At 62.5% G+C, this 13,351-nt stretch carries 9 protein-coding genes; 4 read left to right on the top strand and 5 right to left on the bottom strand.

The window, feature by feature from the left end:
• Window positions 1–9: 9 nt before the first annotated feature.
• From fdhD to M1E10_RS06660, 3 genes are all read left to right on the top strand, one after another.
• Complete coding sequence (gene fdhD, locus M1E10_RS06670) at window positions 10–837, top strand: formate dehydrogenase accessory sulfurtransferase FdhD (protein WP_499175591.1); 828 nt, start codon at window positions 10–12, stop codon at window positions 835–837.
• Window positions 827–1,171, top strand: coding sequence for a formate dehydrogenase subunit delta (locus M1E10_RS06665; protein ID WP_499175590.1), 345 nt, complete (start codon window positions 827–829; stop codon window positions 1,169–1,171). Before fdhD ends, M1E10_RS06665 begins: the two co-directional genes overlap by 11 nt.
• 74 nt (window positions 1,172–1,245) lie before the next feature.
• Entirely contained in the window at window positions 1,246–2,901 is a 1,656-nt protein-coding gene (locus M1E10_RS06660; RefSeq protein ID WP_499175589.1) for an OFA family MFS transporter, read from the top strand.
• Window positions 2,902–3,069: 168 nt separating this feature from the next.
• Here M1E10_RS06660 and M1E10_RS06655 read toward each other — a convergent pair whose 3' ends face one another.
• The 5 genes from M1E10_RS06655 to M1E10_RS06635 form a co-directional block, all read right to left on the bottom strand.
• Window positions 3,070–3,549 (bottom strand): chemotaxis protein CheW, encoded by a 480-nt coding sequence (locus M1E10_RS06655; RefSeq protein WP_499175588.1) that lies wholly within the window; start codon window positions 3,547–3,549, stop codon window positions 3,070–3,072.
• Window positions 3,549–5,330, bottom strand: coding sequence for a methyl-accepting chemotaxis protein (locus M1E10_RS06650; protein ID WP_499175587.1), 1,782 nt, complete (start codon window positions 5,328–5,330; stop codon window positions 3,549–3,551). Before M1E10_RS06650 ends, M1E10_RS06655 begins: the two co-directional genes overlap by 1 nt.
• A 337-nt stretch (window positions 5,331–5,667) precedes the next feature.
• A complete protein-coding gene (locus M1E10_RS06645) occupies window positions 5,668–10,164 on the bottom strand; it encodes a translocation/assembly module TamB domain-containing protein (RefSeq protein ID WP_499175586.1) in 4,497 nt (1,498 codons plus the stop codon).
• Between the two features lie 39 nt (window positions 10,165–10,203).
• On the bottom strand, window positions 10,204–12,129 hold the full coding sequence (locus M1E10_RS06640; RefSeq protein ID WP_499175585.1) for an autotransporter assembly complex protein TamA: 1,926 nt from the start codon (window positions 12,127–12,129) through the stop codon (window positions 10,204–10,206).
• 161 nt (window positions 12,130–12,290) lie between these two features.
• Entirely contained in the window at window positions 12,291–12,554 is a 264-nt protein-coding gene (locus M1E10_RS06635; RefSeq protein WP_499175584.1) for a YMGG-like glycine zipper-containing protein, read from the bottom strand.
• A gap of 289 nt (window positions 12,555–12,843) precedes the next feature.
• On the opposite strand from M1E10_RS06635, the gene M1E10_RS06630 reads away from it, so the two are divergent.
• Window positions 12,844–13,332, top strand: coding sequence for a (2Fe-2S)-binding protein (locus M1E10_RS06630; RefSeq protein ID WP_499175583.1), 489 nt, complete (start codon window positions 12,844–12,846; stop codon window positions 13,330–13,332).
• Window positions 13,333–13,351 lie beyond the last annotated feature (19 nt).

Below are 13,351 nucleotides of genomic sequence, written 5' to 3'. Positions count from 1 at the left end.
GATCTGGCAGTGCAGGGTTTTCAACCAAAGACGGCAGTACAGGAAATCGTCTGCCACAGGGGCACCGTCCGCGCCGGTGTCCGGGTGGTGCCGGAGGAAGTGCCGATCGCCCTCTCCTATGGCGGCTCGACGCATGCGGTGATGATGGGAACGCCTTCCGACCTTGCTGATTTCGCAATGGGCTTCAGCCTCACGGAGGGGATCATCGCCTCTGCTGCCGAGATCGAGAAAATCGAAATCCTCGAGGAAGCGAAAGGGATCGACGTCCAGATCACCCTTCTCGAGCACAAGGAGGATGCCCTTCGCCAGCGTCGTCGTCACATGGCCGGGCCGGTCGGCTGCGGTCTCTGCGGCATCGAATCGATCGAACAGGCGATCCGTCCGGTGCCTGAGCTCGGTACGGTCGATATCACCCTGACAGGGCAGGAGGTCGCGGCGGCCATCGGCGCGCTCAACAACGCGCAACCTCTGCATGGGGAAACGCACGCGGTGCACGGGGCGGCGTTCTTCGTTCCGGGCCGCGGCCTGGTCGCGGTCCGGGAGGACGTGGGTCGTCACAACGCGCTCGACAAGCTCATCGGCGCGGTCACCGCACAGGGCATCAAGGGTGCCGAGGGCGCAGTGGTCGTCACCAGCCGGGTTTCCGTCGAGATGGTGCAGAAGGCGGCGATCCTCGGTGCGCCGATCCTGATTGCCATTTCAGCGCCCACGGCGCTCGCCATCCGCACGGCGGAGGACGCCGGCATGACGCTCGTTGCGCTGGCACGCGGCGCCGATTTCGAAGTCTTCACCCGCGCGGATCGCATCAATACCGGAGCCATGTCCCATGTCGCATGATCAGACCCGCGAGAAGCTCCTCCGGATGGCCAACCAGATTGCGACATTCTTCCTGTCCCAGCCTGAGGATATCCGGGCGGAGGGGGTGGCCACGCATATCAACAAGTTCTGGGAGCCGCGCATGCGCCGGCATCTCTTCGAACACATCGACAGCGGCGGCGAGGGGTTGCTGCCGCTGGTGATGCAGGCGTCGATGCTGATCCGTCGTCCGGATGCACCGGGCGGAGCGGGTGTCGGCGTCGGTGACGAGGCGGCAGAAGGCGCGCCGGGCGGCAAGGGCGCCGTCGCGGGCGAGTCTCTTTCGGAACCCAGCGTTCCGGAAAGCACAGCATAGAGATCAATCGTAGGTCGAGGGGCCGACGCGGCTTTGCAGATTTGTGAAGCCTATTTTCCACAGGAGGGATTGGAATGGCAGTCGCAGGAACAACCGCGGAAGGGCTCTCAGAGCCCGGCATTCTCGACAGGGAACGCATCATCGCAAAACCAGGCTTCAACCGGTGGCTTGTTCCCCCGGCAGCGCTGGCAATCCACCTTTGCATCGGCATGGCCTATGGTTTCAGCGTCTTCTGGCTGCCACTGTCGCGGGCTCTCGGGACTGAGACGCCGGCCGCCTGCACCGAGATGAACCTCATCGGCGCGCTCTTCACCACGGCCTGCAACTGGCGCGTGGCGGATCTTGGCTGGATCTACACGCTGTTCTTCGTGCTTCTCGGCTGCTCCGCTGCCATCTGGGGTGGCTGGTTGGAGCGTTCCGGCCCGCGCAAGGCCGGTTTCGTGGCCGCGTGCTGCTGGTGTGGCGGCATCCTGGTCGCAGCGCTCGGCGTCATGACCCATCAGTTGTGGCTGATGTGGCTGGGTGCCGGCGTAATCGGCGGCATTGGTCTCGGCCTCGGTTATATCTCTCCGGTATCCACCCTGATCAAGTGGTTTCCGGACCGTCGCGGCATGGCGACCGGCATGGCGATCATGGGCTTCGGTGGCGGGGCGATGATCGGCGCACCACTTGCCAACCTCCTGATGAACCACTTCAAGACGGATCTCTCGGTCGGCGTCTGGCAGACCTTCGTCGTCATGGCGATCATCTATTTCGTCTTCATGATGGGCGGGGCCTTCGGCTACCGGATCCCGCCTGCCGGCTGGCGTCCGGAAGGGTGGACACCGCCTGTTTCCAAGAACACGATGATCACCATGCGCCACGTGCACCTGAAGAACGCCCACAAGACGCCGCAGTTCTGGCTGATCTGGGCGGTGCTCTGCCTCAACGTGTCTGCCGGCATCGGCGTCATCGGCATGGCGTCACCCATGCTGCAGGAAATCTTCGCGGGGTCGCTGATCGGCCTTCCGGATCTCACCTTCGCGCAGCTTGACGCGGGTCAGAAGGGCCAGATTGCCGCCATCGCTGCAGGTTTTGCAGGATTGCTGTCGCTGTTCAACATTGGCGGTCGTTTCTTCTGGGCATCGCTCTCGGACAAGATCGGTCGCAAGAACACCTATTTCGCGTTCTTCGTGATCGGCATCATCCTCTACGCTGCCGCCCCGACGCTTGCCGACTTGGGCAACAAGGCGCTCTTCGTGCTCGCCTTCGGCATCATCCTGTCCATGTACGGCGGTGGCTTTGCGACCATTCCCGCCTATCTCGCCGATATTTTCGGGACGCAGTTCGTCGGGGCAATCCATGGTCGCCTGCTGACGGCCTGGGCAACGGCCGGCATCGTCGGTCCGGTCGTGGTCAACTACATTCGCGAAGCTCAGCTTGCCGCCGGCGTACCCGCCGGACCGGCGCTCTATACCGGAACTATGTATATCTTGGCGGGAATGCTGGTGCTCGGCCTGATCGCCAACGCCATGATCCGGCCGCTTCCGCAGAAATGGTTCATGTCGGATGAGGAAGTGGCATCGCTGCAGGCCAAAACAGCTGCTGCGAATGCGGGCCCGACCGGCTCCTTCGGGATCGGCAAGGGCGGCTTTGACGGCAAGGCGCTCGCCGCCTGGGCCGTGGTCGGCATCCCGCTCCTCTGGGGTGTATGGGTGACGCTAAGAAGCAGCCTGGTGATCTTCGGATAAAGGATCCGAAGCTTCACGGGGAAGACAAGAATGGCGGCCGCAGGGCCGCCATTCTTCGTGGGGCAGGTGCCGGTCGTGGCGACCACCGGGCCACTCTCTTCAACAGAATCAGAACGGCCACCCTGACGGATCGGGGTGGCCTTTCAAAAGTCTGGATGCCGGCGAAACTTAAGCGGCGAGTTCTTCGATCTCCGAGCCCCTGAACATCTTGGCAAGGTTCAGGAAGCAGATCATGCCATGCTCATTGGCGATGATGCCTTCCGAGAAGGACTTGTCGAAGGAGGCCGAGATTTCCGGGACCGGCTGCACCTGGCTCGAGGGGATGGTCAGGATGTCGGACACCTGATCGACCAGCATGCCGATGACCATGTTGTGGACTTCGGCGACCACGATGGCGCTGCGTTCCGTTGCGACTGCGCTCTTCATGCCGAGCTTCTGCGCCAGATCGATGATCGGGATCACGGAACCGCGCAGGTTCATGACCCCGATGACATCGGAAGGAGCATGCGGAATGGGTGTCGAGGGTGCCCATCCCCGGATTTCGCGGATGGTCGTCGTCTTGACGCAGAATTCCTGATCATGGAGACGGAACGCGATGATTTCGAGCGTTTCGCCGCTGTAGTTCGCAGAACTGGTTGTCGTAGCCATCAAAATTCTTCCCAACTCTCCGGTGCCTGGAGCAAGGCGGCGCTCGACGCAGCGCGGGCGATCCGGGCCTGAAGCTGCCGAGCCGGGGAGGCTGTTGGCTGCCTGTCGTGATGCGATGAGACGACCCTAACGGAAGATTGTTGCGCAAATCTAAATCTTGTCAAAAGATCACGCAAATTCTCGGCTTCACGTGCCAGGCTATGGCTGGCGGCGGTCGTTTCCTCGACCATGGCAGCATTCTGCTGCGTATTCTGGTCCATCGTGTTGACCGCATGGCTGACCTCGCGAAGCGCGGTAGCCTGTTCACGCGCGGCTTCGACGATCGCCTTGACGTTCCCATTGATCTCGACCACCTGGCCGACAATGTCCTCCAGAGCCTTGCCGGTCTGGCCGACCAGCGAGACACCTCGCGACACCTGCTCCGTCGAGGTGGTGATCAGGGCCTTGATCTCGCGCGCTGCGGTGGCGGACCGCTGAGCCAGCTCGCGTACTTCCTGCGCCACGACAGCGAAACCTCGCCCAGCGTCACCGGCGCGTGCCGCTTCGACGCCGGCATTCAGCGCCAGCAGATTGGTCTGGAAGGCGATTTCGTCGATGACACCGAGGATGCTGCTGATTTCCTTCGAGGACGCCTCGATCTGCCCCATGGCGTTAATGGCATTGCGTACGACCTCGCCTGACTGCTCGGCACCCTTGCGGGTCTTTGCCACCAGAGATCCTGCTTCCTCGGCACGTTTGGCGCTGTCGGTAACGGTGCGGCTGATCTCTTCCAATGCGGCTGCGGTTTCTTCCACGGCGGCCGCCTGCTGCTCGGTACGCTTCGCCAGACTGTCGGAGGCCTGCTGGATTTCGCCGGAACCGGCAGCGATGCCTTCGGCATTGTCACCGACGGTGCGCATGGCGTTGCGGAGTTCCGAGATGGCGCCGTTGAAGTCGACGCGGATCTTCTCGAGACCCGGAATGAACGGCTTGTCGATGGTGCATGTCAGGTCACCGGCGGCAAGGCTGGTCAGGCCCCCAGCAATCTCGTCAACGGCTCTGACGCGTTCCGTAATGTCGGTCGCAAACTTGACGACCTTGAAGACCCTGCCATCGGCATCAAGGATCGGGTTGTAGGACGCCTGAATCCAGACGACCTTGCCGCCCTTGCCGATGCGCTTGAATTCTGCGGCCTCGGGTTGGCCGGCGGCAAGGCTGCGCCAGAACTCGCGGTATTCGCTGCTGTCGCGGAAGGAGGGTTCGCAGAAGATGCTGTGATGGCGGCCGACAACTTCGTTCAATTCGTAGCCCATGCAATCCAGGAAGTTCTGGTTGGCGTGCAGGATGTTGCCGGTCGGTGTGAATTCGATGACCGCCTGGGTGCGGGAAATCGCCGTGACCTTGCCGTCGTTTTCCGCAGCCTTCATCGTCGCCGCTGTGATGTCGGTCGCGATCTTGACGATTTTGCGAGCCTTGCCGCGCACGATGACAGGATTGTAGGAGGCCTGGATCCAGATTTCGCGACCGCCCTTGGCGATCCTCTTGAAAGCACTGGATTCAAAATTCCCGGCGACGAGCCGTTGCCAGAATTCGCGATACTCCCGCGATGCCGCATAGGTCGGTTCGCAGAACAGGCTGTGGTGCTTGCCGACGATTTCGGTCAGCTCGTAGCCGATGGCGCGACAGAAGTTTTCGTTGGCGGTCAGGATATGGCCGGTCACGTCGAACTCGATGATGGCCTGGGACTTGGAAAAGGAAGCCAGGACAGCACTGCTGTCCGAGCCGAACGAAAGAAACGACATGGAATGCTCCGGTGGAAGAGGATGTGCCTTAGGATGTCTCTCGGCCAGACCAGCAAACCTCCATCATGGAGGTGATGCGCAAAGTCCCACGCCCTCTGTACAGACGGGTGAGAACTAGCAGCTGAGACTTAATAAACGGTCAAGCTTCTAGAGGTGCCGATTTATCAAGTCCCAGCCACGACGCGCATCGGCGAAGTTGGTCAAGGCCCCCAGAACGCAGCCACCAAGATTAGGTTCAAAAGGGATCCCGGTCGCTTCAGGACATGCTGAACAGACTATTAATGCGCGGATGAAGCAGGCCTGAATGGCGGTAACGGCCTGCCGCCGAGGACCATGATCAGTACTCGCGCTCGTAGAAGATGCCGGCGGTGCCGCCTTCCGTGCCGGCACCTGCCTTCAGCTTGACGCCGCGGCCGATATCCAGGTTGATCGTCGCCTGGGCGCCTGCAGCGCCACCCTGTTCGAGCTGCAGGTAGGTGCGGTCGTTGAGGTACCGCCCGACGGAGACGGTGGTCTGTCCCGTGGAATCAGTATTGATGTCGAGGTCGTCGACGCCGAGGTTGTTGCGTAGCGTCTGCAGCAGCGACGTCCCACCACCGCCTGCCAGCTGGCTCACCGCATCTGCGAGCTGGGCGATCTGCAGTGGCGAGAGGCGTGACATTGATTGCCCGAATATCAGCTGCGCCAGAACCTCGTCCTGAGGCAATGCCGGAGCAGAGGAGAAGGTGATGTCGGGGTCGTTGGCGAGCCCGGCTACGTTGACGGTAATCGTCGTCTGGCCGGAGGTGGTTGTGGCTTCCATGTCGAGAACCGGTATCAAGCCGCCACCGAAGGTGATGCGGCCCGACGTGAAGTCGAGGCGCTTGGCCAAAATGACGATCCGTCCGCGGCGCAGGTCGAAAGCGCCAGACACCTCAGGGGCAGCGGTCGTGCCGGTGATGGTCAGGTTGCCGCCGAGTTCCGCGTCGATGCCACGGCCACGAACGAAAATGCTGTTTGGGGCATTCAGTGTGAGGTCCAGTCCAAGAGCGGCAGAGGTGCCCGCCGCCCGTTCCGGCTGCAGCTTGGCGACCTGTTCCACCACGGCGGGCGGAGGTCTGCGGTGGCGGACCTCGACTTCCGCAAGCGAGCTTGGCAGTCTGGCCGGCACGGTGATCGCCGCTTCGCTCAGATCGATTGTGCCACCCAGCGTCGGGCCACCCGTCAGCGGACCGGTGACGGTAAGGGTGCCGTCGGCCGTCGCCGTCACGATGGTGCCGTCCACATAGGTGGCATCGTCGAGGTTGATCGTCAGATCGGCCGGAAACCCTGAGCCTGGGGTTATGCCGATCGTGCCGCTCGCGCTGATGCTGCCGCCCGTGGCCAGTTCGCCGGAGAGATTGGTGATGACGGCCTGATCGCCGCTGAAATTGACGTTGGCGCTCAGTTCCTCGATCGCGAGGTTGCGGCGAACATCGATAAATCTCGCGCCGGAGGCGGAAGCGGATCCCGTGATCGACGGTGCCGACGGTGTTCCGCCAATCGAAAGATCGACGGTGCCGTCACCCTCCAGGACAAATCCCTGGCTGGCAAGCTGACCGGCCAGAACCTGAAAGGGGATCTGGCCCTGGAAGTCGAGATCGAGCGCCCGGTCTCCGGTGAGAGATATCGTTCCGCCGCCGGAGAGTGAAAGACTGTTTTCGCCGGACAGGGTGGTGTCGAGGGTGACGCTGTCACCGGCGTATTCTCCCGTCGCGCGCACCTGGAGGGAAGAGAGACCGGCGGCGGTGCTCTGGGCAACGGCTGCGTCCGACCAGGTGAGGTCGTATCGAACGGCTGGTGCCTCAGGCGTGCCTGAGGCAGTGACATCGCCGGATATCGTTCCCCGGGCGCCGAGTGCCGGCACGAAGGCGTTTGCGAGGCTTGCCGGGACGGACTGCACGTCCGCATTCAGATCCAGCGTCGGCGGCCCGTTCTCGTTCAGAACCACCCGACCGGCAGCCGTGACATCGAGACCATCGCCGCCCGCAACGCGGGTTTCGTCCAGAACCAGGGTGTTGTCGGAAAAGCTGCCTGCTGCTTGCAGGTTCAGAGGCGCCAGACCGGCGTCCCGCGTCTGCTGCAATTGGGCCTGCGACCACTCCAGGTCGTACTGAACCGCTGGTTCGGTGATCGAGCCGCTTGCGCGGATCGTCCCCGAGATCGAGCCACCCGCATTGATGGCGGGAACGAAGCTGTTGATGAGGCTCGCCGGCAGCCGGTCGATGTCGGCCTGCAGGTCAAGGTTGTTGCCGACAGTCCCGGTGACGCTGACCTCTCCGCTTCCCGTGGCCAGCGTCAGGTCCGAGAGCACAGCACTGCCGTTCTCGACGACGACGGTGGTCGGCGACGCCAGGGTGATCGGGATTTCGCGCGGCGTCGCGGCAAAGCTTTCGAGAGCAACGGTCAGCTGGTCGCCGGTACGGATCGTCGCGACGGCAGTGAGCGGTGCATCGTCATACTGCGCATCGAGGTCGAGGCGGGTCGCACCATCCTCGTATTCAAACCCGAGGTTCAGACCCGTGACCGCAGCAGCTGCTGTCCCGATGCGTGAAGCCCGGACCGTACCATCGGCGGCAAGCTGCGTGATGTCCGGGATCGTCAGGTTCACAGCCGGCTCGGAGATGGTGACGGGATCCCGGCTGAGACTGCTGCCGGAGGCCTCGACCCGGGCTGCTGTGCGGCCCTCTTGCCTGGTGAAGGTCACGGTGCCGGCTAGATCTCCTGCCGCTTCCTGTGCGGCCAGCGCGGCCAGAAGGGAGACATCCGGAAACGCGAAGTTGACCGTGCCTTCCGGCAAGAACTCGGGCGAGAAGACAAGAGAGCCGTTCAGGCGGTTGGGGCCGACTTCGGCAGTGATCTCGGGGGCCTCTATCCTGCCTTCCGTGGAGACGAGACCGGCGTTGATGCGCAGGGGTTGTCCGTCGATCGTTCCGGTCGCGGCGACGGTGCCGCTCGGGGACTGCGGATCGGCGGTCCCTTCGACGGTCAGTCGCAGGTCTTCCAGCAACCGTCCGGCGAGGCGCGCTTCGGCGGAATTGACCACCGCATCGACCGAGAGGGCACCGATCGGGCCGGCTGCCGTCATCCTGAAGCCTGCCGCGCCATCGGCGTTTTCGATCCACCGACCAATTTCCGGGATGCGTCCTGCCAGATCCGCGCTCAGCTGGTCGTTGAGGAAGGCAAGGCTTCCATGTGCCTCGAGCGCACTGGCTGTCAGCACCAGGTTTTCGAGGCTGATGCCTCCGTCGCTCGTCCGCTCGATATAGCCTTCGGCGTTGATCTTGTTTTCAAACCGGCCGGCCAGAGATGGGGGAAGGACAGCCGGTGCAGCGGTCAGGCGGAAGTTGCCGCTTACCGCCTGGGTCTGCGTATCGAATGCTCCACTGACGGTGCCGCTCAGGCGGGCGCTGTCGAAGGTGGCGGCATCGAGACCGACTGCAGGCAGATCGAGGCGCAGAGGAGCATCGAGGGTCAGGGGACCCTGGATGACGCGGTCGATCTCCTCGTTGACGAAATCGGTTTCACCGATGCGGACGCGCGTCCGGATGCTGCCGGTGTTCGCGGCGATGTTCAGGTCTTCGCTTTCGGCCTGAATCCGGATCTGACGGAAGCTGCCCTGCGGGAGAGTGGCAGCCGGTAGGGAGGCCGTTGCATTGAACCTTGCGGAGGTCGCGGCGCCATTGAGGGTGAAGTTGATGGTATCGACGGTAAATCGGCTTTCCTCGCCGGCGATCGGCCAGACGAGATCGACGGGACCGTCGGTTCCAGTCAGACTTGCGGTCAGGCTGTTGTCGCCGTTCGGATTCCAGACGCCGGAAGCGACGAGATTGACCGCACCAGAGGTGATCTGGCCGCTGTCGATGCCGATGCGGCCGTTGGGGTTCATGTTGGCGGCCACATCGATTTCCGTGGTGCCCTCGAAAAGGGGGCGGAACGCCGGCGGCAGCAGGGTGGCGAGCTGCCCGCCGCCGGTGACGGCGATGCTGCGGCTTCCGTCCGGGAGCATCCGGTGCCGGGCGTTCACGTCGATGACCGGATCGCCGGCCACGCTGCCTGTGAGGTCGCCGCTCCAATCGGAAAGCGGACCGGTGCCCTGAAGGGCGAGATCGATGGCCGGGGCACCGGGCAGGCGCAGCAGGCTCGCAAGGAGCCCGCCTTCCGGTTCCGATACCGTGGCATCGACCGAAAGCCGGTTCTCCTCCGGGGCGTAACGCAGGTCCACCAGCGCGCGGGCGTCCGGTTCGTCCTTGCGGCGCGCTTCCAGTTCAACCGAAACATCGGGACCGGTCGCGTCGATCGAGCCCTTGAGCGAGAGCGAGAAGTCCCGCCCGCTCAGGGCCGGACCCAGATCGATGTCCGGCATGTCGATCTGTGCCACCTTCACCCCGATCGGCAGGGAAAAGCCGGATCCTGATTCATTCGTGACGGGCTCCGTTACCTCGGCGGGTTCGGGCGCGCGCAACACGTCGATCTGACTGACGGAAACATGGTCTGCCCGGAACACACCGCTGACGAGGGCGGTGGGCGACCAGTCGATTTCGATGCCGCTGAGCTGGGCATAGGGGCCCTGCGAGTCGGACAGGGTCAGGTCCTCGAGGCGCAGCTCGCCGCTCAGGAGGCCTTCCGGTCGAGAAAATTCGACGGTTCGATCCGGTGTCGAAAGGATCTCCGCGACGCGTTCGGCAGCAATGCGGCCACCCACCGGCGTCAAGCCGACGAACAGAAAGATACCAAGCCCCATGATGAGGACGATGGCCACGGCCGCCGCCGCAAGCACCAGGATCCATTTCAGCAAGCGAACCATCAGCGTCATGCCCGATTTCATTGGTTTCGGCCGGCGACGTCGGCTCCGTTAAAACGCTTGTCCAATTCCGGCATAGATGCCGTATTTGCTGCCGCCTTCATAGCTTTGAAGAGGGACCGCAACATCGATACGCAGGGGGCCGAACGGTGTCGCATACCTGAGCCCCAGACCTGCACCTGCTCTTATATCCGAGAAATCAGGCACGAGTTCGGTGGAAACAGTGCCGACATCGATGAAGGGCACGATACCGATGTTCTGCGTGACCCTTGCCCTCACCTCGAAGGAGGCCAATGTGTAGGATCGTCCTCCCAGCGCCTCATCCGCATCATTGTAGGGCGAAATTTCCTGGTATCCATATCCTCTGACGGAACCACCACCGCCGGCAAAGAAGCGTCGGGTAACAGGTACATCCGACAACTCGTCCGCACCGATCAAAGTTCCTGCCGCAAGGCGGCCGGCCAGCACGAAACGATCCTCCTCGCCGAAGCCCAGATAGCCGGACACCGAGCCCTCGAAGGAGGAGAAGATGGTGCCGTTGAAAGCCTCGTATGCGGGGGAGGCCTCCAGGGTGGCACGGTAGCCCTCGGTCGGGTTGAGCTTGTTGTCTCTGGCGTCGCGCTCAAAGGAGATCGGCGTGCCGAACGTCAGGTATTCGTTCTCGCCGAATGCATCGTCGGCGCGGGTATAGGCAATTTCAACCCCCGCCTTCACGACGTCTGTCTCGTTCAGTTCATAGGAATAGGCGGCAGATCCGACGATGCTCTGGGCTTCATAGACATCCGGCGTCTCGCTGAATGCCTGCAGCTTTGCTTCGAATGTTCCTTCCGGAATAAGGGCGCCCGGCTTGATGAAGGTGATGCCTGCCGAATAGTTGAAGGTCTCAACGTCGGTAGTAGCTTCGATCCCCGACACTTTGCCTTCGATCCGAAGGGATTCCGCCTCGCCGAAGAGGTTCCTGTGTCCCCAGTACGCCTGCACGCCTGCGCCGTCCAATGACGCGTATTCTGCGCCAAAGCCGAAGTAGCGGTGTTTTCCTTCCGAGACCTCGATCACAAGCGGCAAGGTGCCTTCTGGCGTCAGGCTGTCTTGCTCGCGGATATTGACGCTGGAAAAGACACCCAGTTCCCGCAGCCGCTCGGAGGCCTTCTGCAATTGTTCGGGCGAATATCGTTCGCCCCTGTCCAGGCGGGAATAGCGCTGGATGAAGTCTGTCTCAACGGTGCGGGAGCCCTTCACCGTTACTGCGCCCAGATTTGCGACCGGCCCGCCGATGGCGCCCAGCACCACGTGCACCGTTCGGGTGGGATGGTCCGCAGTAACCTGGCGTTCCGTCAGCTGAGCCAAGGGCCGCCCTTCCGCCTTGATGTCCACCAGAAGCTGTTCGCCTGCCCTCAGGATCGTGCGCGAGCCGACCTGTTCGCCGCGAACCAGATCGTACTCTTCCGGGTCGCGACCTGCGGCGTCGCCTTCGAAACTGACGGATCCGAGCGTGAAGGCCGGGCCAGGATCAATCGCGACGGTCACCGGTATGGGCTGCGAGTGATCGAATGTCGGATTGGGCGGCAGCTCGTCGAGGTCCTGGCCCTGGATGGTGATGCGGACGATGCCGCCGTAGCGGGCGTCCTCGTAAAGAACTGCGACCAGACGATCACGATCTTCGCGAGCCTTCACGACCAGACCCAGATCACCTGAAACAGGATCTTCGTCGTCATTTACCAGAGAGGCTGCGTTCTCCAACCGTTCGGCAAGATCCGTGTCGGCTGTTCCGGTTTCGATCGTCGCCTCGTACTCGACAGGATTGATCACCTCGACCGCCTCGTCCTCGCTGCCAAAGAGCGTGATCCCGAACAGCTTGAAGGCATGGGCATCGGACACAGTGCAAAAGGCAATCGCTGCCGCGGAGGCTGCAAGCGCTGCCGTTTTCCTCAGCTTGCCGGCAGTAGCTGCCTCACCTTTTGTTGCATGCTTGTCCAAAGTCGGTTTTCGCCTGTTTACCCAGCTCGTCGCGGCCCAGTCTGCTTCTGTAGCTGCAAACGGCGGAAACGAATACCTTTTTTCATATTCCATTGTTCTTTTAAACGAGAAATGCCCCGGAGCGTGCTCCGGGGCAACAGTCGCAAAGCTCAGATACTGTATCAGTATCTGCGTGGGCAATCGTCGATGTAGCGACGTCCATATCTGTCGCGGTAGTAGCACTGGCCGGGCTGCTGCGCCACGGATCCGATCACGGCACCGGAGACACCGCCGATCGCTGCGCCGACGGCGGCGCCGCGTACGTTGCCGGTGGCGACGCCGCCGATCACGGCACCGGTTCCGGCGCCGATGGCTGCGCCCTGTTCGGTCTGGGTGCAGCTTGCAGCCGACAGGCCGACGATCATCAGGATGATGGCTTTCTTCATTTTTTCCTCCATGGTTGCGAAGACTTTCAATGGCTGGCGGCAACGCCTTCGCCCATGGCTTCCGGACAGCGCATCACGCAAAACAATAGATCGGCTGCAGGGGAAGTCCAGATGTAGCCGAGAGGATTGGAGAGGATTCACCACCTGACTGGTCGCTCCTGAAGGCCGCGGATCCGCTGCCCGGCGGAGACCTGAAAAAGCCCGTCGCACCGGCAAACTAGAGGTTGATCAGCTGCGAAAAAAGGCAAATGATGTCCGAGTGTCTGGAGGAGGCACGGGGAGGAACATGATGGCGAAAGTGACGCTGACGGTGAATGGCCGCAGGGTGAGCGAAGACTGCGACGATCGCATGCTGCTCGTTCATTTCATCCGCGACAAGCTGGGACTGACGGGGACACATGTGGGGTGCGATACCACCCAGTGCGGAACCTGCGTGGTGCATATGGACGGCCGCTCGGTGAAGAGCTGTTCGATCCTTGCCGTTCAGGCGGCCGGTTCCGATGTCACGACCATCGAGGGCCTTGCAGTGCAGGGTGATCTGCATCCTGTCCAGGCCGCTTTCAAGGAACATCATGGTCTGCAGTGCGGCTTCTGCACGCCGGGGATGGTGATGACGGCGGTCGATATGATCCATCGCCACGGAGGACAGCTCGACGAGGCGACGGTCCGCCACGAGCTTGAGGGCAATATCTGTCGCTGCACCGGCTACCACAATATCGTAAAGGCCGTGCTTGCCGCCAATGAAGAGATGCACACCGCGCGTCAGGCGGCGGAATAAGGCAGTAGGCAGTAGCCAA

Source organism: Rhizobium sp. PK7-22, assembly GCF_056530405.1.
Note: the sequence above shows the minus strand (reverse complement) of the source record. Positions and strands in the feature narration are given on the sequence as shown.

Coding starts and splice junctions, on each gene's coding strand:
- M1E10_RS06665 (WP_499175590.1), top strand. CDS start 827: ATGTCGCATGATCAGACCCGCGAGAAGCTCCTCCGGATGGCCAACCAG.
- M1E10_RS06660 (WP_499175589.1), top strand. CDS start 1,246: ATGGCAGTCGCAGGAACAACCGCGGAAGGGCTCTCAGAGCCCGGCATT.
- M1E10_RS06655 (WP_499175588.1), bottom strand. CDS start 3,549: ATGGCTACGACAACCAGTTCTGCGAACTACAGCGGCGAAACGCTCGAA.
- M1E10_RS06650 (WP_499175587.1), bottom strand. CDS start 5,330: ATGTCGTTTCTTTCGTTCGGCTCGGACAGCAGTGCTGTCCTGGCTTCC.
- M1E10_RS06645 (WP_499175586.1), bottom strand. CDS start 10,164: ATGACGCTGATGGTTCGCTTGCTGAAATGGATCCTGGTGCTTGCGGCG.
- M1E10_RS06635 (WP_499175584.1), bottom strand. CDS start 12,554: ATGAAGAAAGCCATCATCCTGATGATCGTCGGCCTGTCGGCTGCAAGC.
- M1E10_RS06630 (WP_499175583.1), top strand. CDS start 12,844: ATGGCGAAAGTGACGCTGACGGTGAATGGCCGCAGGGTGAGCGAAGAC.